Annotated in this window: 28 protein-coding genes; 22 read left to right on the plus strand and 6 right to left on the minus strand. The window is 64.8% G+C overall.

Features of this window, described 5'->3' with window-relative positions; translation table 11 throughout:
* Nucleotides 1-194: 194 nt before the first annotated feature.
* The 3 genes from parA to ACW9UL_RS17545 are packed head-to-tail and all read left to right on the plus strand — an operon-like array spanning nucleotide 195 to nucleotide 1,413.
* Nucleotides 195-833: a ParA family partition ATPase gene (gene parA, locus ACW9UL_RS17535; protein WP_457787797.1), complete on the plus strand. Its 639-nt coding sequence runs from the start codon at nucleotides 195-197 to the stop codon at nucleotides 831-833.
* Nucleotides 830-1,072 (plus strand): hypothetical protein, encoded by a 243-nt coding sequence (locus tag ACW9UL_RS17540; protein WP_457787798.1) that lies wholly within the window; start codon nucleotides 830-832, stop codon nucleotides 1,070-1,072. Before parA ends, ACW9UL_RS17540 begins: the two co-directional genes overlap by 4 nt.
* Entirely contained in the window at nucleotides 1,069-1,413 is a 345-nt protein-coding gene (locus ACW9UL_RS17545; RefSeq protein WP_457787799.1) for a hypothetical protein, read from the plus strand. Before ACW9UL_RS17540 ends, ACW9UL_RS17545 begins: the two co-directional genes overlap by 4 nt.
* Before the next feature lie 952 nt (nucleotides 1,414-2,365).
* On the opposite strand, the gene ACW9UL_RS17550 is transcribed toward ACW9UL_RS17545, so the two are convergent.
* Nucleotides 2,366-3,946 carry a BCCT family transporter gene (locus tag ACW9UL_RS17550; RefSeq protein ID WP_457787800.1) on the minus strand — a complete coding sequence of 527 codons (1,581 nt, stop codon included), beginning with the start codon at nucleotides 3,944-3,946 and terminating at the stop codon, nucleotides 2,366-2,368.
* Between the two features lie 303 nt (nucleotides 3,947-4,249).
* On the opposite strand from ACW9UL_RS17550, the gene ACW9UL_RS17555 reads away from it, so the two are divergent.
* The 8 genes from ACW9UL_RS17555 (at nucleotide 4,250) to ACW9UL_RS17590 (ending at nucleotide 11,041) form a co-directional block, all read left to right on the plus strand.
* The gene (locus ACW9UL_RS17555; RefSeq protein ID WP_021445948.1) at nucleotides 4,250-4,840 is read left to right on the plus strand and encodes an amino acid synthesis family protein; all 591 of its coding nucleotides are present in this window, start codon (nucleotides 4,250-4,252) and stop codon (nucleotides 4,838-4,840) included.
* Nucleotides 4,841-4,867: 27 nt separating this feature from the next.
* Nucleotides 4,868-5,701 (plus strand): alpha/beta fold hydrolase, encoded by an 834-nt coding sequence (locus tag ACW9UL_RS17560; RefSeq protein ID WP_021445949.1) that lies wholly within the window; start codon nucleotides 4,868-4,870, stop codon nucleotides 5,699-5,701.
* Nucleotides 5,698-7,179, plus strand: coding sequence for an aldehyde dehydrogenase (locus tag ACW9UL_RS17565; RefSeq protein ID WP_457787801.1), 1,482 nt, complete (start codon nucleotides 5,698-5,700; stop codon nucleotides 7,177-7,179). The genes ACW9UL_RS17560 and ACW9UL_RS17565 overlap by 4 nt, the downstream gene beginning before the upstream one ends.
* A gap of 12 nt (nucleotides 7,180-7,191) precedes the next feature.
* Nucleotides 7,192-7,677 carry a flavin reductase family protein gene (locus tag ACW9UL_RS17570; RefSeq protein WP_350424482.1) on the plus strand — a complete coding sequence of 162 codons (486 nt, stop codon included), beginning with the start codon at nucleotides 7,192-7,194 and terminating at the stop codon, nucleotides 7,675-7,677.
* Between the two features lie 101 nt (nucleotides 7,678-7,778).
* Nucleotides 7,779-9,218, plus strand: coding sequence for an NAD-dependent succinate-semialdehyde dehydrogenase (locus ACW9UL_RS17575; RefSeq protein ID WP_457787802.1), 1,440 nt, complete (start codon nucleotides 7,779-7,781; stop codon nucleotides 9,216-9,218).
* 17 nt (nucleotides 9,219-9,235) lie between these two features.
* On the plus strand, nucleotides 9,236-9,625 hold the full coding sequence (locus ACW9UL_RS17580) for a carboxymuconolactone decarboxylase family protein (protein WP_457787803.1): 390 nt from the start codon (nucleotides 9,236-9,238) through the stop codon (nucleotides 9,623-9,625).
* 95 nt (nucleotides 9,626-9,720) lie between these two features.
* A complete protein-coding gene (locus tag ACW9UL_RS17585; protein WP_457787804.1) occupies nucleotides 9,721-10,473 on the plus strand; it encodes a GntR family transcriptional regulator in 753 nt (250 codons plus the stop codon).
* A gap of 4 nt (nucleotides 10,474-10,477) precedes the next feature.
* Nucleotides 10,478-11,041: an NUDIX hydrolase gene (locus ACW9UL_RS17590; RefSeq protein ID WP_457787805.1), complete on the plus strand. Its 564-nt coding sequence runs from the start codon at nucleotides 10,478-10,480 to the stop codon at nucleotides 11,039-11,041.
* A gap of 89 nt (nucleotides 11,042-11,130) precedes the next feature.
* On the opposite strand, the gene ACW9UL_RS17595 is transcribed toward ACW9UL_RS17590, so the two are convergent.
* Nucleotides 11,131-11,418, minus strand: a complete 288-nt coding sequence (locus ACW9UL_RS17595; protein ID WP_457787806.1) for a DUF1330 domain-containing protein — start codon at nucleotides 11,416-11,418, stop codon at nucleotides 11,131-11,133.
* Between the two features lie 79 nt (nucleotides 11,419-11,497).
* Between ACW9UL_RS17595 and ribBA the strand changes: the two genes are divergently transcribed.
* The 11 genes from ribBA to ACW9UL_RS17650 all read left to right on the plus strand — a co-directional run bounded on the left by ribBA (nucleotide 11,498) and on the right by ACW9UL_RS17650 (nucleotide 22,309).
* The gene (ribBA, locus tag ACW9UL_RS17600; RefSeq protein WP_122107635.1) at nucleotides 11,498-12,607 is read left to right on the plus strand and encodes a bifunctional 3,4-dihydroxy-2-butanone-4-phosphate synthase/GTP cyclohydrolase II; all 1,110 of its coding nucleotides are present in this window, start codon (nucleotides 11,498-11,500) and stop codon (nucleotides 12,605-12,607) included.
* A 353-nt stretch (nucleotides 12,608-12,960) separates the two neighbouring features.
* On the plus strand, nucleotides 12,961-13,986 hold the full coding sequence (locus ACW9UL_RS17605; protein WP_457787807.1) for an ABC transporter substrate-binding protein: 1,026 nt from the start codon (nucleotides 12,961-12,963) through the stop codon (nucleotides 13,984-13,986).
* On the plus strand, nucleotides 13,971-14,912 hold the full coding sequence (locus ACW9UL_RS17610) for an ABC transporter permease (RefSeq protein WP_122107637.1): 942 nt from the start codon (nucleotides 13,971-13,973) through the stop codon (nucleotides 14,910-14,912). The genes ACW9UL_RS17605 and ACW9UL_RS17610 overlap by 16 nt, the downstream gene beginning before the upstream one ends.
* A 3-nt stretch (nucleotides 14,913-14,915) precedes the next feature.
* Complete coding sequence (locus ACW9UL_RS17615) at nucleotides 14,916-15,725, plus strand: ABC transporter permease (protein WP_122107638.1); 810 nt, start codon at nucleotides 14,916-14,918, stop codon at nucleotides 15,723-15,725.
* Between the two features lie 17 nt (nucleotides 15,726-15,742).
* Nucleotides 15,743-16,891, plus strand: a complete 1,149-nt coding sequence (locus ACW9UL_RS17620; protein WP_457787808.1) for an ABC transporter ATP-binding protein — start codon at nucleotides 15,743-15,745, stop codon at nucleotides 16,889-16,891.
* A 288-nt stretch (nucleotides 16,892-17,179) separates the two neighbouring features.
* Nucleotides 17,180-17,665, plus strand: a complete 486-nt coding sequence (locus tag ACW9UL_RS17625) for a flavin reductase family protein (protein ID WP_457787809.1) — start codon at nucleotides 17,180-17,182, stop codon at nucleotides 17,663-17,665.
* A 375-nt stretch (nucleotides 17,666-18,040) separates the two neighbouring features.
* Nucleotides 18,041-19,084 carry an LLM class flavin-dependent oxidoreductase gene (locus tag ACW9UL_RS17630; protein WP_457787810.1) on the plus strand — a complete coding sequence of 348 codons (1,044 nt, stop codon included), beginning with the start codon at nucleotides 18,041-18,043 and terminating at the stop codon, nucleotides 19,082-19,084.
* A gap of 68 nt (nucleotides 19,085-19,152) precedes the next feature.
* On the plus strand, nucleotides 19,153-19,311 hold the full coding sequence (locus tag ACW9UL_RS17635) for a hypothetical protein (RefSeq protein WP_023106003.1): 159 nt from the start codon (nucleotides 19,153-19,155) through the stop codon (nucleotides 19,309-19,311).
* Between the two features lie 124 nt (nucleotides 19,312-19,435).
* A complete protein-coding gene (locus tag ACW9UL_RS17640; RefSeq protein WP_350424394.1) occupies nucleotides 19,436-20,122 on the plus strand; it encodes a cysteine hydrolase family protein in 687 nt (228 codons plus the stop codon).
* Between the two features lie 5 nt (nucleotides 20,123-20,127).
* The gene (locus ACW9UL_RS17645; RefSeq protein WP_350424390.1) at nucleotides 20,128-21,483 is read left to right on the plus strand and encodes a purine-cytosine permease family protein; all 1,356 of its coding nucleotides are present in this window, start codon (nucleotides 20,128-20,130) and stop codon (nucleotides 21,481-21,483) included.
* Between the two features lie 442 nt (nucleotides 21,484-21,925).
* Nucleotides 21,926-22,309, plus strand: coding sequence for a helix-turn-helix transcriptional regulator (locus tag ACW9UL_RS17650; RefSeq protein ID WP_457787811.1), 384 nt, complete (start codon nucleotides 21,926-21,928; stop codon nucleotides 22,307-22,309).
* A 14-nt stretch (nucleotides 22,310-22,323) separates the two neighbouring features.
* Here ACW9UL_RS17650 and ACW9UL_RS17655 read toward each other — a convergent pair whose 3' ends face one another.
* The 4 genes from ACW9UL_RS17655 to guaA all read right to left on the minus strand — a co-directional run bounded on the left by ACW9UL_RS17655 (nucleotide 22,324) and on the right by guaA (nucleotide 26,324).
* Nucleotides 22,324-22,848 carry a helix-turn-helix transcriptional regulator gene (locus tag ACW9UL_RS17655; protein WP_457787812.1) on the minus strand — a complete coding sequence of 175 codons (525 nt, stop codon included), beginning with the start codon at nucleotides 22,846-22,848 and terminating at the stop codon, nucleotides 22,324-22,326.
* 4 nt (nucleotides 22,849-22,852) lie between these two features.
* A complete protein-coding gene (locus tag ACW9UL_RS17660; protein WP_012019489.1) occupies nucleotides 22,853-23,128 on the minus strand; it encodes a hypothetical protein in 276 nt (91 codons plus the stop codon).
* Nucleotides 23,129-23,188: 60 nt separating this feature from the next.
* Nucleotides 23,189-24,445 (minus strand): tyrosine-type recombinase/integrase, encoded by a 1,257-nt coding sequence (locus tag ACW9UL_RS17665; protein ID WP_457787813.1) that lies wholly within the window; start codon nucleotides 24,443-24,445, stop codon nucleotides 23,189-23,191.
* 301 nt (nucleotides 24,446-24,746) lie between these two features.
* Complete coding sequence (guaA, locus tag ACW9UL_RS17670) at nucleotides 24,747-26,324, minus strand: glutamine-hydrolyzing GMP synthase (RefSeq protein ID WP_021444549.1); 1,578 nt, start codon at nucleotides 26,322-26,324, stop codon at nucleotides 24,747-24,749.
* Nucleotides 26,325-26,380: the final 56 nt, after the last annotated feature.

Below are 26,380 nucleotides of genomic sequence, written 5' to 3' on the forward strand. Positions count from 1 at the left end.
GGCGCACGCCGGCACGTGCTATCAGGCGCATCACTCTCGTGCTATTAGGCGCACGAACTCCGCTGCAAGCCACGGCTGGCGGGGCTTCCAGCCTCCCTTAACTTAACTAACTTAAAAGCTCTAACTTGTTATTGGGGCAGCGCCTGTGTGTGGACAGGTGCTAATCGGGGCAGTCTGGCCGGGGAGATCCGGCCATGATCGTCGCCCTGCTCAACCAGAAAGGCGGGGTGGGCAAGACCACCCTGGCCACCCATATCGCCGGCGAACTGACCCTGCGCGGGCAGAACGTCATCCTGCTCGATGCCGACCCGCAGGGCTCGGCACTGGACTGGACGCAGCTGCGCAGCCAGCAGGGCTTGCCCAGGCTGTTCAGCGCCGTCGGCCTGGCGCGCGAGACGCTGCACCAGGAAGCCCCGGAGCTGGCTCGTCGTGCCGATCACGTGATCATCGACGGGCCACCGCGCATCGCCGCCCTCGCCCGCTCAGCGCTGCTGGCGGCGGATCGCGTGTTGATACCGGTGCAGCCCAGCCCCTACGACCTGTGGGCCAGCGCAGAGATGGTCAACCTGATCCGCGAAGCGCAGGTGTTCAGGCCGATGCTGCGCGCGGCATTTGCCATCAATCGCCGCGTCAGCACCACGGTGATCGGCCGCGAAGCGCGCGGCGCCTTGGCCGACCAACCACTACCGGCGCTGCAGGCAGAGGTTCGCCAGCGCATCGTCTTTGCCGAGAGCGTGGCGGCCGGTCGTCTGGCCCGCGAACTGGCACCGGAAAGCGCCGCCGCGCGCGAGGTCAGCAGCCTGGTCGACGAGCTGCTGAGGTGGTCGCCATGAGCGGCAAGCGCATCGGTATCGGTGCACGCCCACTGGCCGATCCGCAGGCCGAAGCCTGGATACGCCAGGGCGCCACCGTCGACAGCGGCAAGGCCGAGCGCTACAGCGCCCGGCTGACGCTGGACGTAACGCCGGCGCTGCGCACGCGCATCAAGCTGGCGGCCTTCGACCGCGGCGTGACGATGGCGGAGATACTGCGCGAGGTGCTGGAGCGGCAGTTCCCGGAGGCTACGTCATGACCTTGGGTGCTCGCGGCAAACGGTGGCCACTGGCGCTGCTCGCCGGCAGCCTGGCAGCACTGGGTTGGGCAACGATTGCGACGTCGCCACCCCAGCTGATCTACAACGCCTCCGACAGCGTGCCCGTCGGCTGGTATCGCACTTCGCCGGCCAATTCATTGGGGCCTGGCGATCTGATGCTGGGTCACCTAATGCAATGGCTGGCAGCACGGCTACCTGCTGGCGAAGGCGCCGTTGTTGAAGGCTGTGGCGACGATGGTGCCGCAGCACGTTTGCATACAAGGTCGTCAGAGACGATACGCATCAATGGCGTCCTAGTTGCCAGACGCTTGGGGTGGTAACGACAGCGGCGCGCGCTGCCAGTCTGGCAGGCCTGTCGGCGCCTGGTTGGCGATGAAATACTCCTGCTCAGGAGCACCAACCAGAAGGCATTCGACAGTCGCCACTTCGCTCAGCTGCCTGTCGATGGGGTGATCGCTCGGGCGCAGCTCTTGTGATCAGACTCATGTCGATGAGCTGTCCTTTATCGCGTCGATCTAAATGTCGATAGCGTGTGCTCAGCCTGCGCATTCAAGCACCGCGGACCTGCGGATACCTCTGCCCTCGGCTACCGCCCAGCGACTGCGAGATCCTTAGTATCCCCTGGCCTGATTACCCTGCTCAGGAGCACAAAGGCACGGATAAAGCGGAGGGCAAGATAAAAGGGGGCGGCACTTCGTTGGCCCGGAAAGCAGTCTGCACGGGGGTTGGAGACGGCACTCAATGAGTGCATCGGCGTGCTGCACACAGCGCAAACGCCCAGCAGCGCTGGCTTTGGCGCGTGCCTAGCTCTCCTCATTGCGATCAGCTTGGAACAGACATCAATACCGCAGCCCCCCCTATCAACATCAATGCGCTCAGGTAACGAGTGAATCACCCCTGCCTATCTAATCGAGCTGGACTGTCCGGAAGGAATCGATTTTAACCACCGCCACAGCCAGCTATTAACCGAGACTGAGCATCCGCTCCATACGCCGAAGCAGCCCTGCCTGACATCAGCGAGACGCTGTAGGCATTTCACGACCTATATAAGCTCCTGAAACCTCACATGGTCGAAACTGTAGACGTGCGCGTAGGAGCTCTCGATGCAGCACCTGGCAATGGGTAGCGCCCTACCATGGAACACGACATGGAATACAACTGCGACGTCACTGCCCAGGAGAGCGATTTTCGAGCAGGTGCACGTGTTCTGCAGTCGATAGACCAAGCAGAAGGCACCGGGGTTAACCCAGTGCCACGGCTCTGTGAGTACTTTCAGGAGGCACGGGCGCCCACCCTCGGCTCGGAAGTGCACTGCAGCGCGCTTTCTTCCTGGTGCAGCGCCTTGACCAAAGCGTAGCAAATCAACAGCAGCACCACCGAGAACGGCAGAGCGGCGGCAATGGTTGCTGCCTGCAGCCCCTGCAGGCCGCCGGCTAGCAGCAGCACGCCGGCCAACGCACCAAGGCCCAGGCCCCAGATTATGCGGTAACGCTGCGGCGGATTCTGGTCGCCCATCGAGAGGATGGTGCAGATAACCAGCGTCGCCGAATCGGCCGAGGTGACGAACCAACTGACGATCATCAGCGTCGCCAGGCCGGCCATGGGCAGGATGGCCCACTCTACGCCGAGGCCTTCGATGGTCTTGTACAGCACCATGGTCAGGTCGCTGTTGGCCACGCTGGCCAGGTCGACGCCGTTCAGCTGCAGGTACACGCCGGTGCCGCCCATGATCACGATCCACAGGAAGGCGCCAAGGGTGGAGGCCAGCATCCCGCCCACCACCACCTGGCGCACGGTGCGACCACGGGAGATGCGGGCGATGAACATGCCGACGAACGGGCCCCAGGACAGCCACCAGCCCCAGTAGAAGATGGTCCACCAGCCTTGCCACTGGCGCTCGGGGTTGGCGTCGGTCCACAGCCCCATGGGGATGAAGTGGGCCAGATAGTCGCCGATGCTGGTGGCGTACAGGCCCAGCAGGAACACGGTCGGCCCGGCCAGCAGCAGGAAGAGGAAGAGGATGCTGCTCAGGCGGATGTTCCACTCGCTGAGCCAAAGGATACCGCGGCGCACGCCGGAGACGGCGGAGAAGGTCGCCACCAGCGAGGTGCCGGCGATCAGCAGCAGCTGGTTGGTGGTGGAGATTTCCCAGCCGAACATGTAGCTCAGCCCAGCGTTCATCTGCGACACGCCCAGGCCCAGGGTGGTGGCGGTGCCGAACAGGGTGCTGAAGATCGCCAGCAGGTCCACCGCGTGGCCTATCGGGCCGTGGATACGCTCGCCCAGCAGCGGATACAGCGCCGAGCGGATGGTCAGCGGCAGATTATGCCGGTAGGTGAAGTAGGCCAGCACCAGGCCCACCACTATATAGATGCACCAGCCGTGCAGGCCCCAGTGGAACATGGTGATGCGCAGGGCGATCTGCGCGGCCTCGGCGCTGCCCGCGGCCACCCCGGCCATCTCCATGTAGGGGTTGCCCTGCATGTGCATCAGCGGCTCGGCGATGCTCCAGAACAGCAGGCCGGTGCCGACCGCGGCGCTGAACAGCATGGCGAACCAGGAGAAGTTGCTGAACTCGGGGCGTTCATCGTCCTGGCCCAGGCGCAGATTGCCGAAGCGGCTGAAGCCGACCCAAAAGGTGAAGAACAGCACCGCGCTGACCACCGCCACGTAGTACCAGCCCAATGAACCCTCGATCCAGGCCTTGGCGCCGGTGTAGATGCCGTTGGCCAGTTCGGCGTTGGTCACGGTGAACAAGACGAAGGCGAAGACCATGGTGATCGAGGCGATCGCCATGGTCGGGTTGACACCTGCGAACACGCGTTCGAGGTGGTTCTTGGGACGTTCGCTCACAGGCGTCTCCTTGTTTTTGTAATGAACCGATGGGACGTCGCAAGGGCCGGGCCGCGCCATGCAAGCGCGACGGACAGGCGGCATCGTCTTGCGATGTATTACGGTATACCATCAACCAAATCATCATTTCAATGCCTTGTTAAAACGCCGCCGATCAATGGTCTTCCCCCGCCAGTCACCGTCCGACGGGCATTGTGGGAAAGGCGCAAGGCTTGACTTGCGCATCTCGTATTATGGTATACCATGATACCAACTGAGCGGTGCCAGCCAGCACCCGAACCCACAACGCACAGGAGCACATCCATGAGTTTCGAGATCCGCAAGATCGTCAGCTACATCGAAGAAACCCTGATCGAAGGCGGCAAGGCCAGTGACAAGCCGGTGACCATGGTCGGCCTGGCCGTGGTGATCAAGAACCCCTGGCTCGGCCGCGGTTTCGTCGAGGACCTCAAGCCGGAGATCAAGGCCCACTGCTCCGAACTCGGCGCCATGATGGTCGAGCGCCTGACTGCCGCCATCGGCGGCGCGGCGAAGATCGAGGCCTACGGCAAGGCCGCGGTGGTCGGCGCAGACGGCGAGATCGAGCACGCCTCGGCGGTGATCCACACCCTGCGCTTCGGCAATCACTACCGCCAGGCGGTCAACGCCAAGAGCTACCTGAGCTTCACCAACAAGCGCGGCGGCCCCGGCACCTCGATCCAGATCCCGATGATGCACAAGGACGACGAGGGCCTGCGCTCGCACTACATCACCCTGGAAATGCAGATCGAGGACGCGCCGCGCGCCGACGAGATCGTGGTGGTGCTCGGGGCCGCCAACGGTGGCCGCCTGCATCCGCGCATCGGCAACCGCTACATCGACCTGGAAGAGCTGGCCGCCGAACAGGCGCAGTGATCCTCAAGGCCCGCGCAGGAGCTTTCCATGATTCGGCTCACCGCTAAATCCACCCCCGCCGGCACCAGCTACCTGGCCACCGGCCAAGGTCACCCCGTGGTGCTGATCCACGGCGTCGGCCTGAACAAGGAAATGTGGGGCGGCCAGATCGTCGGTCTGGCCCCGCATTTCCAGGTCATCGCCTACGACATGCTCGGCCACGGCGCCAGCCCGCGCCCGCAGCCGGGCACCGGCCTGCCCGGCTATGCCGAGCAGCTGCGCGAGCTGCTCGAGCACCTGCAGATCGAGCGCGCCAGCGTCATCGGCTTTTCCATGGGCGGTCTGGTGGCGCGGGCCTTCGCCCTGCACCAGCCGCAGCAACTCGCGGCCCTGGTGATCCTCAACAGCGTGTTCAACCGCAGCAGCGCGCAGCGTGCCGGGGTCATCGAGCGCACCCGCCAGGCCGCCGAACACGGCCCGGACGCCAACGCCGAGGAAGCCCTGTCGCGCTGGTTCAGCCGCGAATACCAGGCGGCCAACCCGGCGCAGATCGCGGCGATCCGCCAGACCCTGGCCGGCAACGACCCGCAGGGCTACCTGACCACCTACGAGCTGTTCGCCACCCAGGACATGTACCGCGTCGACGACCTGGGCAGCATCCAAGCGCCGACCCTGATCGCCACCGGCGAGCTGGACCCGGGCTCGACCCCGGAGATGGCCCGGCAACTGGCCGAGCGCATCCCCGGCGCCCAGGTGGCGGTGCTCGCCGAGCAGCGGCATATGATGCCGGTGGAATCGCCGCGCCTGGTCAACCAGGTGCTGCTGAACTTCCTGCAGCAGGCCCAGACCCTACGGAATCCAGCAGAGGGGATAGTCGCATGACACTCGCCCGTTTCCACATGTGCATCGACGGCCAGTGGCTCGATGCGCTGTCCGGCAAGACCTTCCACAGCCTCAACCCGGCCCTGGCCGAACCCTGGGCCGAACTGCCGGATGCCGACGAGCAGGACGTCGAGCGCGCCGTGCAGGCCGCCCAGCGCGCCTTCGAGAATCCGGCCTGGCGCAAGCTGAATGCCACCGCGCGCGGCAAGCTGCTGCGCCGCCTGGGCGATCTGATCGCCGAGCACAAGGAGCACCTGGCCCAGCTGGAAAGCCGCGACAACGGCAAGCTGATCCGCGAGACCCGCGGCCAGGTCAGCTACCTGCCGGAGTTCTTCCACTACACCGCAGGTCTCGCCGACAAGCTCGAAGGCGGCACCCTGCCGATCGACAAGCCGGAGATGTTCGCCTACACGGTACACGAGCCGATCGGCGTGGTGGCCGGGATCATCCCCTGGAACAGCCCGCTGTACCTGACCGCGATCAAGCTGGCGCCGGCTCTGGCGGCCGGCAACACCATCGTCCTGAAACCCTCCGAGCATGCCTCGGCGACCATCCTCGAGCTGGCCCGCCTGGCGCTGGAGGCCGGCTTCCCGCCCGGCGTGGTCAACGTGGTCACCGGTTTCGGCCCGAGCACCGGCGCGGCGCTGACCCGCCACCCGCTGGTGCGCAAGATCGCCTTCACCGGCGGCGCCGCCACCGCCCGTCACGTGGTGCGCAGCAGCGCGGAAAACTTCGCCAAGCTGTCGCTGGAGCTGGGCGGCAAGTCGCCCAACATCATCTTCGCCGACGCCGACCTGGACAGCGCCATCAACGGCGCCGTGGCCGGCATCTACGCCGCCTCCGGGCAGAGCTGCGTGGCCGGCTCGCGCCTGCTGGTGCAAGACGCCATCTACGATGAGTTCGTCGAGCGTCTGATCGAACGCGCCCGGCGCATCCGCATCGGCAACCCGCAGGACGACGCCAGCGAAATGGGCCCAATGGCCACCGCGCAGCAGCTCGCCGTAGTCGAGGGCCTGGTCGCCGACGCCCTGGCCGAGGGCGCGCGCCTGCGCCTGGGTGGCAAGCGCCCGCAGATCGATGCCAAGGGCTGGTACTACGAGCCGACGCTGTTCGAGTGCGACCGCCACTCGATGAAGATCATGCAGGAAGAGGTTTTCGGCCCGGTCGCCTCGGTGATCCGCTTCAAGGACGAGGCCGAGGCCCTGGAGCTGGCCAACGACTCGCAGTTCGGCCTCGCCGCCGGCATCTGGACCCGCGACCTAGGCCGTGCCCACCGCATGGCGCGCGACGTGCGCTCGGGGATCATCTGGGTCAACACCTACCGCGCGGTCTCGGCCATGGCGCCGATCGGCGGCTTTCACAACAGCGGCTACGGCCGCGAGAGCGGCATCGATTCGGTGCTGGCCTACACCGAGCTGAAAACGGTGTGGATCAACCTCTCGCAGGCGCCCATGCCCGACCCCTTCGTCATGCGCTAGGAGACCTGCGAAATGATCGAACCCGGCATCTACAAAGAAGTGATGGGCTCATTCCCATCCGGCGTCACCGTGGTCACCACCCTGGACGCCGGCGGCGACATAGTCGGCATCACCGCCAGCGCCTTCAGCGCCCTGTCCATCGACCCGGCGCTGGTGCTGTTCTGCCCCAACTACGCCTCCGACACCTACCCGGTGCTGCGCGACAGCAAGCAGTTCGCCATCCACCTGCTGTGCGCCGACCAGCAGGCCGAGGCCTACGCCTTCGCCGGCAAGGGCAAGGACAAGGCCAAGGGCATCGACTGGCACCTGAGCGAGTTGGGCAACCCGCTGCTGGCCAAGGCCACCGCCATCATCGAATGCGAGCTGTGGCGCGAGTACGACGGCGGCGACCACGCCATCATCGTCGGCGCGGTGAAGAACCTGATCCTGCCCGAACAGGAGGTGACGCCCATGGTCTATCACCGCGGCAAGCTCGGCGCCCTGCCCTCCATCGCCTGACCCTCGGTTACGACCGCGCCCACTCACCCTCGGTCGCGGTCCTTTTTATTCGTCGCAGCGAGCCGCCGCGCTCGTTGCCCGCACCTTTCAAGGGAGCCGCCATGAATGCTTTGCTGCGCCAACAGGCCTATATCGACGGGCACTGGCTCAATGCCCAGGACGGCTCGATCCAGGCCATCTTCAACCCGGCCAACGGCCAGCAGATCGGCACGGTGCCGAACATGGGCGCCAGCGAAACCCGCCAGGCCATCGCCGCCGCCAACCGTGCCTGGCCGGCCTGGCGGGCGCTGACTGCCAAGGAACGCAGCGGCCTGCTCAAGCGCTGGCACACGCTGATTCTGGACAACGCCGACGCGCTGGCCGAGCTGCTCACCCTGGAACAGGGCAAGCCGCTGGCCGAGGCGAAGGGCGAGATCCTCTACGCCGCCAGCTTTATCGAGTGGTTCGCCGAGGAGGCCAAGCGCATCTATGGCGACACCATTCCCAGCCACAAGGGCGATGCGCGCATCGTGGTGAGCAAGGAGCCGATCGGCGTGGTTGCCGCCATTACCCCGTGGAACTTCCCCGCCGCGATGATCACCCGCAAGGTCGGCCCGGCCCTGGCCGCCGGCTGCCCGTGCATCGTCAAGCCGGCGCCGGAAACCCCCTTCTCCGCCCTGGCCCTGGCGGCCCTGGCCGAGCAGGCGGGGATTCCCGCCGGCATCCTCAACGTGGTCACCGGCGACGCCGTGGCCATCGGCGGCGAACTGACCGCCAGCGCCGCGGTGCGCAAGCTGTCGTTCACCGGCTCCACGCCGATCGGCAAGCTGCTGATGGCGCAGTCGGCCGCCACCCTGAAGAAGGTCTCGCTGGAGCTGGGCGGCAACGCGCCCTTTATCGTCTTCGACGACGCCGACCTGGAGCGTGCGGTGGACGGCGCGCTGATCGCCAAGTACCGCAACGCCGGGCAGACCTGCGTGTGCGTCAACCGCTTCCTGGTGCAGGACGGCATCCACGATGCGTTCGTCGCCCGCCTGGCCGAGCGCGTCGCCGAACTGCCCGTCGGTGACGGCTTCGTCGAGGGCGTCAAGCTCGGCCCGCTGATCAACCAGCGCGCCGTGGAGAAGGTCGAAGATCATGTGCAGGACGCCCTGGGCAAGGGCGCGCGCCTGGTGCTCGGCGGCGAGCGCCATCCGCTGGGCCACGGCTTCTTCCTGCCCACCGTGCTGGCCGGGGTGCACGACGAGATGAAGGTGGCCCGCGAGGAGACCTTCGGCCCGCTGGCCGCGGTGTTCCGCTTCAGCGACGAGGCCGAGGCCGTGCGCCTGGCCAACGACACCGAGTACGGCCTGGCCGCCTACTGCTACACCCGAGACCTCGGCCGCGCCTGGCGCATGAGCGAGGCGCTGGAATACGGCATGGTCGGCATCAACGAAGGGCTGATCTCCACCGAGGTCGCGCCGTTCGGCGGCATCAAGTCCTCGGGCCTCGGCCGCGAAGGCTCGAAGTACGGCATCGAGGACTATCTGGAGATCAAGTACACATTGATGGGCGGCCTGTAACCGCGAAGGAGAATCCCATGAGCAACGCGAAATACGACAAGGGTCTGGCCATCCGCACCCAGGTGCTGGGCGAGGCCTATGTCAGCAAGTCGATCGAGAACGCCGACGACTTCAGCCGGCCGCTGCAGGAGCTGGTCACCGAGTACTGCTGGGGTCACGTCTGGGGCCGCGAGGGTTTGTCGCTGCAAGAACGCAGCATGATAAACTTGGCCATGATTTCGGCGCTGAATCGGCCCCACGAGCTGAAGTTGCATATTCGTGGCGCCCTGCGTAACGGCCTCAGCCGCGAGCAGATTCGCGAGATTCTGCTGCAGGTCGGCATCTACTGTGGCGTACCGGCGGCAGTGGATAGCTTCCGCATCGCCCGCGAAGCCTTCGCCGAGGCCGACGCCGAAGCCAAGGGCTGAGGATCGACGTCATGCGCTAGACCAAGAGCACCGGGTTCCTCGACCGGGTGCTCTTTTGCCATTTCCTACGGACAGCCATAACCAGAGCGGACCCTATGAAACGCTTGCCTCTCGACGACAGCTTCAAGGTCAATCGCAACCCCGTCACCCTGCGAGAAATCGTGCTGGACAAGTTGCGTGGCGCCATCATGAACTTTCAACTGCTGCCCGGCGACCGGCTGGTGGAACGCGACCTGTGCGAGCGCCTGGGCGTCAGCCGCACCTCGGTGCGCGAGGCGCTGCGTCACCTGGAGTCCGAAGGCCTGGTGGAGTTCGCCGGGGCCAAGGGCCCGCGCGTGGCCATCATCACCCTGGAGGACGCGCGCGACATCTACGAGCTGCGCTGCGTGCTCGAAGGGCTGATCGTCCAGCTGTTCACCCTCAACGCCAAACCCAAGGACATCCGCGCCCTGGAAAAGGCCCTGGAGGAGAACCGCAAGGTGCTGGAAAGCGGCGACCTGCAGGAGGTGCTCGACTCGGTGCAGGGCTTCTACGACGTGCTGCTGGAGGGCTCCGGCAACCAGATCGCGGCGACCCAGCTGCGCCAGCTGCAGGCGCGCATCAGCTACCTGCGCGCCACCTCGGTGTCGCAGAGCAACCGCCGCGGCAGCAGCAACCAGGAGATGGAGCGCATGGTCGAGGCGATCAAGAGCGGCGACCCGCTGGCCGCGCACCAGGCCTCGGTGGACCACGTGCGCGCCGCGGCCAAGGTGGCGCTGGACTACCTCAAGTCCAAGCAGGACGAGCCGGGCGAAGTGCGCGACTTCGTCACCCCCATCGCGCTGCAAGAGCCGCGCATAGGACGCTGACGCCATGCCCAGCCCGCGCTTCTGTCCGCAATGCGGCGACCCCGGCCTCAGCCGCCGGCAGCCGCACGGCGATACCCACGAGCGGCTGGTGTGCGCGGCCTGCGGCTATATCCACTACGAGAACCCCAAGGTCATCGCCGGCTGCATCATCGAGCAGGACGGCAAGTACCTGCTGTGCCAGCGCGCCATCCCGCCGCGCCCGGGCACCTGGACGCTGCCGGCCGGCTTCATGGAAAACGGCGAGACCACCGAGCAGGCCGCCCTGCGCGAGGTCTGGGAGGAAAGCGGCATCCGCGCCGAGATCGTCTCGCCCTACTCCATCTTCAGCGTGCCGAAGATCAGCGAGGTGTACATCATCTTCCGCGCCATCGCCCTGGAGATCAGCGGCCGGCACGGCCCGGAAACCCTCGCCTACCGCTTCTTCGCCCCCGAGGAGATTCCCTGGGAGAGCATCTACTACCCGGCCATCCGGCAGATCCTCGAACGCTATATCGCCGAGCGCGAGGCCGGCGTCTACGGCATCTACATGGGCAATGACGACAGCGGCAAGGTGCACTTTATCCGCTAAGGCGCCTTCCTCGACGCCTGATCATCGGTGCGCACGGTGCACCTCAGGAGTCCGGATTGCATCCGGGCTACGGCAAGGCCACGGCCGGCCTAGATTCCCTCGACTATGATTACTTCAGCCTGCGCGGCACCGGCGCGCTGGGCGCAGGCCGCCTGGTACTCGGCGGAACGGTAGCAGGCCAGCGCCTGGTCATATGAGGTGAACTCGATCACAACGCTGCGCTGCGGCGTGGCCCTGCCCTCCAGCGCTTCGCTGCGGCCACCGCGGGCCAGCAGCCGGCCGCCGTACTGGGCGAACACAGCCGGCGCGCGGCTGGTGTATTCGGCATAGCGAGCGGGGTCGGTGACATCGACGTGGGCAATCCAGTAGGCCTTCATGGTGATCGTCCGGGCTTCGGTTAATACGGTATTATGGTATACCATTAAACCCCACCGACATCCACTCCGGGACCCCGACATGCCATTCAACCCCATCGAAGAAATCATCGAAGACTTCCGCCAAGGCAAGATGGTACTGCTGGTCGACGACGAGGATCGCGAGAACGAGGGTGACCTGCTGCTGGCAGCCGAGAAATGCACGCCCGCGGCGATCAACTTCATGGCGCGCGAGGCGCGCGGCCTGATCTGCCTGACCCTGACCGACGAACACTGCCAGCGCCTGGGCCTGGAGCAGATGGTGCCGGCCAACGGCAGCGCCTTCGCCACCGCCTTCACCGTCTCCATCGAGGCGGCGCAGGGGGTCACCACCGGCATCTCCGCCGCCGACCGCTGCCTCACCGTGCTCACCGCGGTGGCACCCGGCGCCTGTGCGGACGACCTGGTCCAGCCGGGCCATATCTTCCCCCTGCGCGCCCGCGAGGGCGGCGTGCTGACCCGCGCCGGCCACACCGAGGCCGGCTGCGACCTGGCGCGTCTGGCCGGGCTGAGCCCGGCGGCGGTGATAGTCGAAGTGATGAACGAAGACGGCAGCATGGCCCGCCGCCCCGACTTGGAAAAGTTCGCCGAGCAGCACGGCATCAAGATCGGCACCATCGCCGATCTCATCCACTACCGCCTGAGCACCGAGCACACCGTCAGTCGCATCGGCGAGCGCGAGCTGCCCACGGTGCACGGCACCTTCCGCCTGGTGACCTACGAGGATCGCATCGAAGGCGGCGTGCACATGGCCATGGTGATGGGCGAGATCCGCCGCGACGAGCCGACCCTGGTGCGCGTGCACGTGATCGACCCGCTGCGCGACCTGGTCGGCGCCGAGTACACCGGCCCGCAGAACTGGACGCTGTGGGCGGCCCTGCAGAAAGTGGCGGAGGCCGGCCACGGGGTGGTGGTGGTGCTGGCCAACAACGAGTCGTCGCAGGCGCTGCTTGAGCGCGTGCCGCAATTGACCCAGCCGCGCCGACAGTTCAGCCGCTCGCAATCGCGCATCTACTCCGAGGTGGGCACTGGCGCGCAGATCCTCCAGGACCTGGGCGTGGGCAAGCTGCGCCACCTCGGCCCGCCGCTCAAGTACGCCGGTCTGACGGGCTATGACCTGGAAGTGGTGGAAAGCATCCCGTTCCAGGGATGACCACGAGCTGACGGATGGCGCCGCCCCGGCGCCGTCCTCCGACCCGCCCCTGGCCGCCCGAGCCTGGCGCGCTTGTTTTTCTATTTCAAGCACTTACCCGCTCAGCCTGGCGCCGCCCCTGCAGGCCACCGGCGATGCGGCCGCGCGCGCCGCGAAAATCGCCGCGATTGGGCCTTGCACAAAGCTTGGAATACCATAATATGACATTCCGTAGGCCGAGATATGTTGCCGACGCTGCCCGCCCCGGGAAACCGCCCTGAGCAGCCTCGGCCAGGCCAGTCACAACTGCTCCCTGAAAGGCGGGCACCGCCAAAGCCCGCTTGCGTACAAACACAACAACGAGGGCAAGCAAGATGGTGTTCAAGAAAACTGCTACCGCGGTGTTCGCCACCGCACTCATGGTCGCCGGCGCAGGCGCGGCCAGAGCCGCCGACAACCTCAGCTTCGTCAGCTGGGGCGGCACCACCCAGGAGGCGCAGACGACGGCCTGGGCCGCGCCCTTCAGCGCGAAGACCGGCATCAAAGTGCTGCAGGACGGGCCGACCGACTACGGCAAGCTCAAGGCCATGGTCGAGAGCGGCAACGTGCAGTGGGACGTGGTCGACGTGGAAGCCGACTTCGCCCTACGCGCCGCCCGCGAAGGCCTGCTCGAACCGCTCGACTTCAGCGTGATCGACCGCACGCAGCTCGACCCGCGTTTCGTCTCCGACCACGGCGTCGGCTCCTTCTACTTCTCCTTCGTGCTCGGCTACAACCAGGGCCGCCTCGGCGGCAAGGCGCCGCAGGACTGGAGCGCGCTGTTCGATACCGCCACCTACCCGGGCAAGCGCGCCCTGTACAAATGGCCCAGCCCCGGCGTGCTGGAACTGGCGCTGCTGGCCGACGGCGTGGCCATCGAGCAGCTTTACCCGCTGGACCTCGATCGCGCCTTCAAGAAGCTCGACAGCATCAAGAAGGACATCGTCTGGTGGGGCGGCGGCGCCCAGTCGCAGCAGCTGCTGGCCTCTGGCGAGGCGAGCCTCGGCCAGTTCTGGAACGGCCGCATCTACGCCCTGCAGCAGGACGGCGCGCCGGTCGGGGTGAGCTGGAAGCAGAATCTGGTGATGGCCGATTTCCTGGTCATCCCCAAGGGCTCGAAAAACAAGGAAGCGGCCATGCAGTTCCTGGCCAACGCGGCCAGCGCCAAGGGCCAGGCCGATTTCGCCAACCTCACCGCCTATGCCCCGGTCAACACCGGCAGCGTCGCCCAGCTCGAGGCCGACCTGGCCCCCAACCTGCCGACCGCCTACGCTGAAGATCAGATCACCCTCGACTTCGCCTACTGGGCCGAGCATGGCCCGGCCATCGCCGCACGGTGGAACGAATGGCTGGTCAAGTGAAGCCCCTGGCCGTCCCTTCGGCCCAGGCAGGCGCCGGCGCATCCAGCGCCGGCGGCCTCGCCGCCAATCGAGCCGCCGTCATGAATCGCAGCCCTTCGCGCTGGCGCGGAGCCGCCAAGCTGATCCCCGCTCTGCTGTTTCTCGGCCTGTTCTTCCTAGCCCCGCTGATCGGCTTGCTGCTGCGCGGCGTGCTGGAACCGGAACCGGGGCTGGGCAACTACGAGCAGCTGTTCGCCAACTCGGCCTACGCTCGCGTGCTGTTCAATACCTTCGCCGTCGCCGGCCTGGTCACCCTGATCAGCCTGCTGCTGGGTTTCCCGCTGGCCTGGGCGATCACCCTGACGCCGCGCGGCTGGGGCCGCTGGCTGCTGAGCATCGTGCTGCTGTCGATGTGGACCAGCCTGCTGGCGCGCACCTACTCCTGGCTGGTGCTGCTGCAGGCCTCCGGGGTGCTCAACAAGGCGCTGATGGCCCTGGGCCTGATCGATCAGCCGCTGGAGCTGGTGCACAACCTGACCGGCGTGGTGATCGGCATGAGCTATATCATGATCCCCTTCATCGTGCTGCCGCTGCAGGCGACCATGAGCGCCATCGACCCCATGGTGCTGCAGGCCGGCTCGATCTGCGGCGCCAGCCCCTGGCGCAACTTCTTCCGGGTGTTTCTGCCGCTGTGCCGACCGGGGCTGTTCTCCGGCGGCCTGATGGTGTTCGTCATGTCGCTCGGTTATTACGTCACCCCGGCCCTGCTCGGTGGCGCACAGAACATGATGCTGCCGGAGTTCATCGTCCAGCAGGTGCAGTCCTTCCTCAACTGGGGCCTGGCCAGCGCCGCCGCCGCGCTGCTGATCGCCATCACCCTGCTGCTGTTCTACGCCTATCTGAAGCTGCAACCGGAATCGCCGGTGGCTTCCAGTACCGCGAGGTAAGCCATGCTGCTGTCGCCCAACGCCATGGGGCCGCGCCTGCGCGCCGGCCTCTACCTCGTCACCGGGGCCATCGCGGCCTTCCTGCTGCTGCCGATCCTGTTCATCGTGCTGCTGTCGTTCGGCTCATCGCAGTGGCTGGTGTTCCCGCCGCCGGGCTGGACGCTGAAATGGTACGAGCAGTTCTTCTCCAACGCGCAGTGGATGGAGTCGGCCTACACCAGCTTCAAGGTCGCCCTGCTGACTACCGCCTGCGCCGTGGCCCTGGGGCTGCCCAGCGCCTTCGCCCTGGTGCGCGGCAAGTTCCCCGGCCGCGAGCTGCTCTACGCGCTGTTCACCCTGCCGATGATAGTGCCGCTGGTGATCATCGCCGTGGCTATCTATGCCCTGTTCCTCAAGCTGGGCTACACCGGCACGCTGTTCGCCTTCGTGGTCAGCCACGTGATAGTGGCGCTGCCCTTCACCATCATCTCGATCATCAATTCGCTGAAACTGTTCGACCAGTCGATCGAGGACGCCGCGGTGATCTGCGGCGCCTCGCGCCTGCAGGCAGTGCTCAAGGTGACCTTCCCGGCCATCCGTCCCGGCCTGGTGGCCGGCGCGCTATTCGCCTTCCTGGTGTCCTGGGACGAGGTGGTGCTGAGCGTGATGATGGCCAGCCCGAGCCTGCAGACCCTGCCGGTGAAGATGTGGACCACCCTGCGCCAGGACCTGACACCGGTGATCGCGGTGGCCTCGACCCTGCTGATCGGCCTGTCGCTGCTGATCATGCTGATCGCCGCCGCCCTGCGTCGACGCAACGAACCCCGCGCCTGATTCATGAGGAAAAGCCAATGAGTGCCGTGATCCAAGACAACCAGAGCCAGGCGCCCCTGGTCAGCCTGCGCAACCTGAACAAGCACTATGGCGACTTCGTCGCCGTGGACAACATCAGCCTGGATATCCAGGAGGGCGAGTTCCTCACCTTCCTCGGCTCCAGCGGCTCGGGCAAGAGCACCACCCTGTCGATGCTGGCCGGCTTCGAGACGCCCAGCAGCGGGGAAATCCTGGTCGCCGGCAAATCCCTGGTCAACGTGCCGCCGCACAAGCGCGACATCGGCATGGTGTTCCAGCGCTACTCGCTGTTCCCGCACCTGAACGTGCGCGACAACATCGGCTTCCCCCTGGAGATTCGCAAGCAGGCACGCGGCGAACGCGAGCGCCAGGTCGAGGCCATGCTCAAGCTGGTGCAACTGGAACAGTTCGCCCACCGTCGCCCGGCGCAGCTCTCCGGCGGCCAGCAGCAGCGTGTGGCGATCGCCCGCGCGCTGGTCTACGAGCCGCGCATCCTGCTGATGGACGAGCCGCTCGGCGCCCTCGACAAGAAGCTGCGCGAGGACCTGCAGGACGAACTGCGCCACCTGCACCGGCGCCTGGGCATCACCATCGTCTACGTGACCCACGACCAGGAAGAAGCCATGCGCCTGTCGCAACGCATCGCCATCTTCAGCCACGGCAAGATCGTCGGCCTGGGCAGCGGCTACGAGCTGTACCAGAACCCGCCGAATGCCTTCGTCGCCTCCTTCCTCGGCAACTCCAACTTCCTCAAGATCAAGGCCCAAGGCCATGCGGCGGCCAGCTTCGAGGGCCAGTCCCTGGCCGTTCGCCCCACCGTGGGCATCGCCGAGGGCCAGGAACTGCTGCTGATGGTGCGCCCGGAGAAAGCCCAGGTGCTGACCCCGCAGCAGGCCGGGAGCATGCCGCGGCCGGCCGGCTGGAACGAGATCCAGGCGCGGGTCGCGGAAACCGTGTTCCTCGGCGAAAGCCTGACCTGCAGCGTGACCACCCCCGGCGGCACCCAGCTGACCCTGAAGGAGCTGTCCGGCAGCACCCCGCCCCTGCAAACCGGCGCCCCGGTTCTGGTGCGCTGGGCCGCGGCCGATGCCTGCGTCTACAGCCAGTGGCAGGAGAGCGACCTGAGCAAGGCCGCCGGTGCGCACTGAAGCAAACTCCCCCTCGCCCCCGCCCAGCTGCGCAGGGCGGGGGTTTTCTTTGCCTGTCGCCGTCGAACACGAGCGTAGGGTGCGCCGGGAGCACCAGCTGCTCGCCCCTTCGCTGGGTGCGCACAACCCCGGCGGCCCCGCATCCCCCGAGAGGCCAGGCCGCCAGACGCCGTGCATCGGGCGAGCTGCGAGCACTCGCAAATAGCGCTTGCACGAACAATATTATGGTATACCATCAGACACGAAAGCGCTGCTGGTCGCAGCCGATACGTCACGCAGGTACTCGAAATGATCGATGCACATACCTACAAACTCGTCATGGGCTCCTTTCCCTCCGGCGTCACCGTGATCACCACGCTGGACGACGATGGCCAGATCGTCGGCCTGACGGCCAGCGCCTTCAGCTCCCTGTCCATCGACCCGGCCCTGGTGCTGTTCTGCCCGAACTACAGCTCCGATTCCTACCCGCTGCTGATCAAGAACAAGCGCTTCGCCATCCACCTGCTGTCGGCCGAGCAGCAAAGCGAGGCCTATGCCTTCGCCAAGAAGGGTAAGGACAAGGCTCGCGGCATCGAATGGACGCTGAGCGAGCTGGGCAACCCGCTGCTGGGCAACGCCACCGCAATCATCGAGTGCGAGCTGTGGCGCGAATACGAAGGTGGCGATCACGCCATCCTGGTGGGTGCGGTGCAGAACCTGATCGTGCCGCAGCAGCGCGTCGAACCGATGATCTACTGCCGCGGCAAGATGGGCGCCCTGCCCGCCTTAGCCTGATCCCGATCTGTTGTGTGCTTGTCTTGCCCCCTTGGTTGGGGGCTTTTTTATGAGTTCGCCGGCCGACGCCGGATGCCCGAGCGCGCTGTTGGCTCGGCTCGAGAGGCGCCGGCGAGTGAATCGAGCACCCGCCGTTTGGCTGCCCGGCGGCGCACATGCCGGGCTCGACCTAGGGTTAATTCAAGGGCGGATGGCTTAGGGTAAAAAGACCTTGCAGATATACAGTATTATGGTATACCAATACGCAGCGACCAATTTTGCCTTGTTGCCGCGCCGCTTCGGCGCCAGTGGATCGATAACAACCCGAGCGCGATACGAGCGCCACCACAGCCGGCCAGGCCATGGCCGACCAGACACAGGTTCGAGGAACGCATCATGAAATTTTCTTTGTTCGTGCATATGGAGCGCTACGACGAGCAGACCAGCCACCGCCAGCTGTTCGAAGACCTCACCGAGCTGACCCTGCTGGCGGAAGCCGGCGGGTTCAGCACCGTGTGGATCGGCGAACACCATGCGATGGAGTACACCATCTCGCCGAGCCCGATGCCGCTGCTGGCCTACCTGGCCGCGCGTACCAGTGCCATCCGCCTCGGCGCCGGCACCATCATCGCGCCCTTCTGGCACCCCATCCGCGTCGCCGGCGAATGCGCCCTGCTCGACGTGATCAGCAACGGGCGCATGGAGGTGGGCCTGGCCCGCGGCGCCTACCAGTACGAGTTCGACCGCATGGCCAACGGCATGCCGGCCACCGACGGCGGCAAGTACCTGCGCGAGATGGTGCCGGTGGTCCAGGCGCTTTGGCGGGGCGACGTCGCCCACGACGGCGAGATCTGGAAGTTCCCCACCTCCACCTCCTCACCGCGGCCGCTCCAGCAGCCCGGTCCGCCCATGTGGATAGCCGCGCGCGACCCGGACTCGCACAACTTCGCCGTGGCCAATGGCTGCAACGTGATGGTCACCCCGCTGATGAAGGGCGACGAGGAAGTGGTCGATCTGAAGAACAAGTTCGAGGCCGCCCTGGCCAACAATCCCGAGGTGCCCCGTCCGCAACTGATGGTGCTGCGCCACACCCACGTCCACACCACGGACGACCCGGACGGCTGGAAGGTCGGCGCCGCGGCCATCTCCAAGTTCTACCGCACCTTCGACGCCTGGTTCGGCAACAAGCAGACCCCGGTCAACGGCCTGCTGCCGCCGAGCCCGGAAGAGAAGTTCAAGGAGCGCCCGGAGTTCGAGCTGGACAATATCCGTAAGAACACCATGATCGGCACCCCGGAAGAAATCATCGCACGCATCCGCCACTACCAGGAGCTGGGCGTCGACGAATTCAGCTTCTGGGCCGACAACAGCCTGCCGCACGCCGAGAAGAAGAAATCCCTGGAACTCTTCATCCAGCACGTGGTGCCCGCTTTCCGCTAATCGATGCAGCAAGCGGCCGGATCGGGCGATCCGGCCGCCTTTCACCAACCCACAGGTGGTCGAACGCCATGCACACGACTGGCCTCACCCTCTGCACCGTCAAGCCACTGCCCGGGGCCGCCATGGCCTATCTGCGCGGCACGTGTACACCCGCCCATGTATTCCTCAAGCGCCTGCGTTCCTCCGTCACCGCCAAGCAGAATGGCTTCTGGCAGATAGTCCGCTAAACAACTCTCCTCGCTGAATTTCGCCCGCGTCCGACTCCCCGTCGTCGCGCCATGGCGCCCTCGTGCGCCCGGCCGATGCTGCAGTCGACGCGCATTCGTGGCCAAACAACAACAAGAGTTGCTTATGAATACAGACAGAGCCTTACTCGTCATCGACATGCAGCAGGAAGACGGTTTTCCCCTGCATGGCTTCGACCGGGTTATCCACAACAACATCCGCCTGCTGGATGCAGCCCGGCAGACGGGCATCCCCATTTTCTACACCCGGCACGTCAACGCGGCGGACGGCAGCGATATGCCTCCGGGCGAGCCGGTCGACGCCGCCGGTCGCCCGCGGAGTTATCGTGCCGGCACCCACCAGGTGGAAATCGTCGACTGCCTGGCGCCCAGAGCCGGCGAGCGAGTGATCGACAAGCCACGTTACAGTGCATTCCACCGCACCGACCTCGCTCAGCAGCTAGCGGGAATGGGAACCCGCCGGCTGGTCATCAGCGGCGTGCTCACCGACGCCTGCGTACTGGCCACAGTGCTGGACGCCTTCGCCTTGGGCTACGCCGTCGACCTGATCGCCGATGCCTGCACCAGCACGACTGAATCCGCCCACAACGCGGCGCTGTTGATCATGGCCAACTGGATTTACGCCATCGAACTCTTCGCCACCGAGCAATTCCTGCAAGTCCTTGAGGGAAGGGCCTGCCAGTCCTGCCGCCCAAGCGAGCCCGATCAGTTCGCACACCATCCCGAGCAGTTCGTCGCCACCATTGCCCGCCTTCAATCCGCCCTGGGTCAACCCGGGCGTAAACAGGAGTGATCGCCATGCACGTCGAGAAAAGAAGCATCGACTTCATCCCCGAGAACGAGCGCCACGGCAAACCCGGTTCACTGTTCTACATCTGGTTCGGCGCCAATATGAACATCACCACCATCGCCTCGGGCGTGCTGCCGGTGGTGATCGGCCTCAACCTGTTCTGGAGCGCCCTGGCCATCATTCTGGGCTCGCTAATTGGCGCCATCTTCATGGCCTCGCACTCGGCCCAGGGGCCGAAACTGGGTATCCCGCAGATGATTCAGAGCCGCGCCCAGTTTGGCGTGATCGGCGCGGTACTGCCGCTGCTGTTCGTGATGCTCATTTACCTGGGCTTTTTCGTCAGCAATACCCTGCTGGCCGCCCAGGCCATCGAATCGGTGAGCCCATTGGGTGGCGACGCCAACATCTACCTGATCGGCACGCTGTGCTTCGTCGTGGCCCTCTACGGCTACCGGCTGATCCATCGGCTGCAAAAGGTACTGTCACTACTCTCGGTCCTGGTGTTCCTGGTCGCGACCGGCCTGGCGCTGGGCCTGCCAATTCCCGAGACTCAATGGTCGCCCGTGGGATTCTCGTTGTCGAAGTTCATGGTGGCGGTCAGCATTGCGGTCACCTGGCAGCTGTCCTATGCGCCCTATGTCGCCGACTATTCCCGCTATCTACCGAGCGACACGCCGATGTCTCGGGTGTTCTGGTTCAGCTATGGTGGAACAGTGGTCGGCGGGGCCTGGATGATGATCCTCGGCGCAATGCTGTGCGTGGCCGTCGACGGCTTCTCCGACAACGTCGGCAGCCATCTCGCAATGCTGTTCGGCGCCGCCGCCGTGCCGCTGTTCATCTTCATCGTCTACGGCCAGGTAGCGATCAACGTGTTCAACCTGTACGGCGCATTCATGTCGACGGTCACGGTGATCGAGCCCTTCGCCCGCCTGCGAGTAACACCACGTATGCGGGGCCTGTTCATGCTGGTGATCAGCGTCATCGCCACTGCGCTCTGCACCGTCAGCCAGGAAGACTTCATCAGCTACTTCCTGAATTTCATCTTCTTCATGAGTTACTTCCTGATCCCGTGGACCGCCATCAATCTGGTGGACTACTACTGCCTCAGGAAAGGAGACTACTGTGTGGAGGATATCTTCGACTTGGACGGTCGCTACGGCCGGGTCAACATGGTGGCCTGCGGCAGCTTCCTGTTAGCGATCCTGCTGGAGATACCGTTTATGAACACCACGCTATACGTGGGCCCCATCGCCAATGCGCTGAACGGCGTCGACCTGGCCTGGGTGGTGGGCCTGCTAGTACCAGCCCTGACCTACTACTGGGCGATGCGGCGTAGCCTGGAGCGCAGCCTCCAGCCCTCATAACCCAGCCCGTTGCAGCGGCCAGGCAACGGACTGCCGGGCAGAGCCCTGGGGCTGCTGTGCAGCCCCTTCGCGCAGAGGCAGGCGCCACTCCCACCTGGACGGAACCTTCAAGACTTGCAGGACAGGGATACCGATCCGCAAACCGTTCGACTCAATCCTGACGCTCGAAGATCGCCCCCTCCAACATCAGCACCTCGCCGCGGTTGGAACAGAGTCCTCCGCCTTCCGCACGCTATTTACCTGGTCTGGGTCATAAACATTCTTTGCGATGGACATTATCCAACTTAAGCAAGTGTCTCTCCGCTCGGTAGAGACCACTTTGCTGGGAAAAGAGTGCGGCGGAACTTTTTCAACAGAATCACCAGAAGCAGCCTCCGACTACGCCACAGCAAGGTGCATTACCTGGTATTGAAATCCACTCTCTTTCCCATGGAGCCTAATCATGGAGATAAAGATGGATACTTTTGCGCGTACAACCGATGCTCTCGACACTACGCCTGATAAGTCCCTCCCATTGCCGGGCACGGAAGCCTACGAGTCGCTTCCGCAGTTCCCGAAGGGCACTCCTCTGCCCTTCCGGCGAACAATTCGCAAGCATGAGCTGAGACAGATCGTCCCCCTGGCTGAATCAACGATCTACGAAATGGAGCGTCGTGGCGAGTTCCCCAGGCGCTTCAACCTGACACCACGTTGCGTGGTCTGGGACCTGGCCGAGGTAGAAGCCTGGATCGAGGAGCGCAAGCAGGCGCCTCGGGTCAATATCAGCAAGCCGGATGTTTACCTGAGGAAAACCCGCCCTGTCCGGGCGGGCTCAAACCAACCATGAAGTCGGCGCCCTGCTCATCCGACAAGGGCCTGCAGCTCCTTGGAGGCGGGACGCGTTAGTCGTCGTTCCTCCTTGGCTAGATTGACCTCCAGGGCCACCTGAGCCACATCCAAGACACCGACAGGCAGCAAATAGCTGCCTTTGGCCTGCAGCCAGGTCAGCACGTCCGCCAGGTGCCAGATCGACGCACTGCCCTCATGCACCGGCGTGGGGAAGCTGCCCGGATAAGCCAACATCAGCTTGCGCATGTTCTGGCGTGACACGCCGACGATCTCCGCCACATCGGTGAGTCCGACCAGGTCCGGTGCCACCTCGATCAGCCTGGCCGACGGTACAGCACTGCGCACGTCGGCCAATGCGCTGCGCACAGCCGCTTCAGCGTTCTCCGCTTCACGGGTGAACTCCAGCGCCAGACGACCTGGCTGACCAATGCCGATCAGGGCATCGTCGCATCCGGCCTCACCGAGGCGCTCGACCAACGCCTCCGGATCACGCTCATCGTCGGCCAGTTGGTATTTCAGAGTGAAGATGTATTCCATAGCGCTACTCCTCTGCGCCCTCAGCGGTCTGCCGCTGTTTACGGTGCGTGGTGCAGTTGTCGACGACGCGCCGAAGGGCACGCGCATGGTTGCCAGGGTTCTTCGGTGTGCTCCACACGCTGGTGATGCAGAACTCGCCGCAGCGACACTCTTCATCGTTATAGGGACAGTAGATTCGTCCCCAAGCGTGGCTACCACCCAGCTCTATACGCCAGCCCTGCTCTTCGGCATGCCTGAGTGCTTCTTCGACCTCTTTCTTCGAGTGAGAAGGACGGGTCATCAGTGATCTCCAGTATTCGCATGACCGGCAAGGTTGTCAATTGACAACCTTGCACTTTCCTTATACCGTGGCACTCAACACCGGCACTACAACGCTGTCCGGCAGTAGCTGGGGAACATGAGTGCGGCCATCAATCCAAGCGTCGATCATGTCCGCCCACTCCTGCAGCATGTGCCGGCGCTGCTCCGCGTACTCGGCCTTGTTGTAGACCGAGCGAGAGGAGCGACCATCCTCGTGAGCCAGGCATTTCTCGATCCAGTCGCCGTTGAAGCCCACTTCATTGAGCAGCGTGGAACCGGTCCTGCGCAGGTCGTGAACGGTGAACGGCTCCAACGGCAGGCCTACTTCCTTCGCACGGGAGGCGATGAGCTGGGTGATGCGGTTCAGGGTGGCGTGCGACATGCAGCGGTAGATGTCATAGCGCGAGGGCAACACATACCGGGAACCAGCCGCACAGGTGTGCAGGGCCACGAAGATGTCCAAGGCCTGGCGCGACAGGTAGACAACGTGCGGGTTACGCCCCTTCATCCGCTCCTTGGAGATCGTCCAGGTGGCGTTCTCGAAGTCCACCTCGTCCCAGGTCGCCTCGATCAGCTCGCTCTTGCGTACCAAAGTCAGCAGCACCAACCGCAAGGCCAGCTTGATCGTGGGATACGCGGCGATAGTCTCCAGTTGATGAAAGGCCAGCCGAATTTCGGTCGGGCTCAGTGCCCGATCCTTCGGCACGAAAGTGGCGATGGAAGACGCCTTAACGTCGTCAGCCGGATTCTCGACCTTCTCGCCATGCAGGATCGCGAACGCGTAGACCTGTTTCACGATGTCGCGAATATGGACCGCAGTTGCCGGCGCCCCGCGAGCCTTCACCTTGGTACACAGGGCTCGCAGATCGTCAGGGGTGATTTCAGTTAGAAGCCGATTTTCGAAGACTGGCAGGATGTCGCGGTCGATAATGCTTTTGCGCATCGCGCGGGTGCTGTCGGCCATACGCGCACCGGCCAACCACTTCGTCAGCGTTTCACCGAAATTCTTGGCTGCGTTGAGGCGCCGCTTCGCGCGCTGCTTTTCCAGGGAGGGAGACTTGCCCAGTGCGACCATGCGCTTGGCATCGAGCAGTTTCTCGCGAGCCATGGCCAGGGAAATGCCAGTTGGCCCATAGCGCCCGATGGTCAGCGTTTCTCGGCGTCCATTGAGACGGTAGTCGTAGCGAAAAGTGACGGTACCGGTAGGCGATACCGTCACGTACATACCATCGCGGTCGGAAGCCTTGTACAGCTTGGACTTGGGCTTGAGATTGCGCAGTTTGGTATCAGTAAGCATCGAGGTTTTTACTCCTGTTCATGACGGCTTTTACCGTCAAGGGTCAGGAGACCTGTTGATGCCGGGAAAGCCGCACGGGGCAAGCTTTCCCAAGGAGCGATTTACCGTCAAAGACCGGTTTTGAGCGGATAGTAAACAGAACGGTCTCAATCCGATCGCTGTTTACTACCGTCCCCGCTACCGCCAATCCATTCTGCTAATCGGCGATAGGCCTCGATAACCATTGCAATGAATTTTCTTTTAAATCAACACGTTGCAATTGGCTATCGATACATCTCAATGAGTCCAGAAGGACCCGACATCACTCCCACTCGATGGTGGCAGGCGGCTTGCTCGACACATCGTAGGTGACGCGAGAGATGCCTTCGATTTCGTTGATGATGCGGCCGCTGACGGTTTCCAGCAGTTCGTAGGGCAGGTGCGCCCAGCGAGCGGTCATGAAGTCCACGGTTTCCACGGCGCGCAGGGCGACGACCCAGGCGTAGCGACGGCCGTCGCCGACCACGCCGACCGATTTCACCGGCTGGAACACCACGAAGGCCTGGCTGGTCTTGTGGTACCAGTCGGCCTTGCGCAGCTCTTCGATGAAGATGTGGTCGGCGCGGCGCAGCAGGTCGGCGTATTCCTTCTTCACTTCGCCAAGGATGCGCACGCCCAGGCCCGGGCCCGGGAAGGGGTGGCGGTAGACCATGTCGTAGGGCAGGCCCAGCTCCAGGCCGATCTTGCGCACCTCATCCTTGAACAGTTCACGCAGCGGCTCGACCAGCTTGAGGTTCATCTCCTCCGGCAGGCCGCCGACGTTGTGGTGGCTCTTGATCACGTGGGCCTTGCCGCTCTTGGCGCCGGCCGACTCGATCACGTCCGGGTAGATGGTGCCTTGGGCGAGGAACTGGATGTTGGGAAGCTTGCTGGCCTCGGCATCGAACACGTCGATGAAGGTGCGGCCGATGATCTTGCGCTTCTTCTCCGGGTCAGCCTCGCCGGCCAGGTTGTTGAGGAACTGCTCTTCGGCGTTGGCGCGGATCACCTTGACCCCCATGTTCTCGGCGAACATGGCCATCACCTGCTCGCCTTCGTGCAGGCGCAGCAGGCCGTTGTCGACGAACACGCAGGTCAGCTGGTCGCCGATGGCCTTGTGCAGCAGGGCGGCGACCACCGAGGAGTCTACGCCGCCGGACAGGCCGAGCAGCACGTTGGCGTCGCCGACCTGGGCACGCACCGCGGCAACGGCGTCGTCGACGATATTGGCCGGGGTCCACAGGGCCTCGCAGCCGCTGATCTCCAGGACGAAGCGCGAGAGGATGCGGCCGCCCTGCTTGGTGTGGGTCACTTCCGGGTGGAACTGCACGCCGTAGTAGTGACGGGCGTCGTCGCTCATGGCGGCGATCGGGCAGCTCGGGGTGCTGGCGAGGATATGGAAGCCCTCGGGCATGCGGGTGACCTTGTCGCCGTGGCTCATCCACACGTCGAGGCCGAGCACGCCGTCGGCGTCGACATGGTCCTCGATGCCTTCGAGCAGCTGGCTCTTGCCGACCACGTCGACGCGGGCGTAGCCGAACTCGCGCAGGTCGGAACCTTCCACCTTGCCGCCGAGCTGCTCGGCCATGGTCTGCATGCCGTAGCAGATGCCCAGCAACGGCACGCCGAGGTCGAACACGGCTTGCGGCGCGCGCGGGCTACCCTCCTCGTGCACCGACTCCGGGCCACCGGCGAGGATGATGCCGCGCGGGGCGAAGGCGCGGATGTCCTCGTCGCTCATGTCCCAGGGGTGCAGTTCGCAATAGACGCCGATCTCGCGCACGCGGCGGGCGATCAGTTGGGTGTACTGGGAACCGAAGTCCAGAATCAGGATGCGGTGGGCGTGAATGTCGTGGGCCATGGCCGTCTCTCGTAGGTATTCACAAATGACACGGGGCTGATCGAACAGCCCCGTTA

This window comes from Pseudomonas sp. PL-6 (genome assembly GCF_054110165.1).

Coding starts and splice junctions, on each gene's coding strand:
- ACW9UL_RS17630 (WP_457787810.1), top strand. CDS start 18,041: ATGAAATTTTCTTTGTTCGTGCATATGGAGCGCTACGACGAGCAGACC.
- ACW9UL_RS17610 (WP_122107637.1), top strand. CDS start 13,971: ATGGCTGGTCAAGTGAAGCCCCTGGCCGTCCCTTCGGCCCAGGCAGGC.
- ACW9UL_RS17585 (WP_457787804.1), top strand. CDS start 9,721: ATGAAACGCTTGCCTCTCGACGACAGCTTCAAGGTCAATCGCAACCCC.
- ACW9UL_RS17635 (WP_023106003.1), top strand. CDS start 19,153: ATGCACACGACTGGCCTCACCCTCTGCACCGTCAAGCCACTGCCCGGG.
- ACW9UL_RS17590 (WP_457787805.1), top strand. CDS start 10,478: ATGCCCAGCCCGCGCTTCTGTCCGCAATGCGGCGACCCCGGCCTCAGC.
- ACW9UL_RS17580 (WP_457787803.1), top strand. CDS start 9,236: ATGAGCAACGCGAAATACGACAAGGGTCTGGCCATCCGCACCCAGGTG.
- ACW9UL_RS17625 (WP_457787809.1), top strand. CDS start 17,180: ATGATCGATGCACATACCTACAAACTCGTCATGGGCTCCTTTCCCTCC.
- ACW9UL_RS17570 (WP_350424482.1), top strand. CDS start 7,192: ATGATCGAACCCGGCATCTACAAAGAAGTGATGGGCTCATTCCCATCC.
- ACW9UL_RS17545 (WP_457787799.1), top strand. CDS start 1,069: ATGACCTTGGGTGCTCGCGGCAAACGGTGGCCACTGGCGCTGCTCGCC.
- ACW9UL_RS17560 (WP_021445949.1), top strand. CDS start 4,868: ATGATTCGGCTCACCGCTAAATCCACCCCCGCCGGCACCAGCTACCTG.
- ACW9UL_RS17565 (WP_457787801.1), top strand. CDS start 5,698: ATGACACTCGCCCGTTTCCACATGTGCATCGACGGCCAGTGGCTCGAT.
- ACW9UL_RS17540 (WP_457787798.1), top strand. CDS start 830: ATGAGCGGCAAGCGCATCGGTATCGGTGCACGCCCACTGGCCGATCCG.
- ACW9UL_RS17605 (WP_457787807.1), top strand. CDS start 12,961: ATGGTGTTCAAGAAAACTGCTACCGCGGTGTTCGCCACCGCACTCATG.
- ribBA (WP_122107635.1), top strand. CDS start 11,498: ATGCCATTCAACCCCATCGAAGAAATCATCGAAGACTTCCGCCAAGGC.
- ACW9UL_RS17575 (WP_457787802.1), top strand. CDS start 7,779: ATGAATGCTTTGCTGCGCCAACAGGCCTATATCGACGGGCACTGGCTC.
- ACW9UL_RS17620 (WP_457787808.1), top strand. CDS start 15,743: ATGAGTGCCGTGATCCAAGACAACCAGAGCCAGGCGCCCCTGGTCAGC.
- guaA (WP_021444549.1), bottom strand. CDS start 26,324: ATGGCCCACGACATTCACGCCCACCGCATCCTGATTCTGGACTTCGGT.
- ACW9UL_RS17640 (WP_350424394.1), top strand. CDS start 19,436: ATGAATACAGACAGAGCCTTACTCGTCATCGACATGCAGCAGGAAGAC.
- ACW9UL_RS17660 (WP_012019489.1), bottom strand. CDS start 23,128: ATGACCCGTCCTTCTCACTCGAAGAAAGAGGTCGAAGAAGCACTCAGG.
- ACW9UL_RS17665 (WP_457787813.1), bottom strand. CDS start 24,445: ATGCTTACTGATACCAAACTGCGCAATCTCAAGCCCAAGTCCAAGCTG.
- ACW9UL_RS17615 (WP_122107638.1), top strand. CDS start 14,916: ATGCTGCTGTCGCCCAACGCCATGGGGCCGCGCCTGCGCGCCGGCCTC.
- ACW9UL_RS17595 (WP_457787806.1), bottom strand. CDS start 11,418: ATGAAGGCCTACTGGATTGCCCACGTCGATGTCACCGACCCCGCTCGC.
- ACW9UL_RS17655 (WP_457787812.1), bottom strand. CDS start 22,848: ATGGAATACATCTTCACTCTGAAATACCAACTGGCCGACGATGAGCGT.
- ACW9UL_RS17650 (WP_457787811.1), top strand. CDS start 21,926: ATGGAGATAAAGATGGATACTTTTGCGCGTACAACCGATGCTCTCGAC.
- ACW9UL_RS17555 (WP_021445948.1), top strand. CDS start 4,250: ATGAGTTTCGAGATCCGCAAGATCGTCAGCTACATCGAAGAAACCCTG.
- parA (WP_457787797.1), top strand. CDS start 195: ATGATCGTCGCCCTGCTCAACCAGAAAGGCGGGGTGGGCAAGACCACC.
- ACW9UL_RS17645 (WP_350424390.1), top strand. CDS start 20,128: ATGCACGTCGAGAAAAGAAGCATCGACTTCATCCCCGAGAACGAGCGC.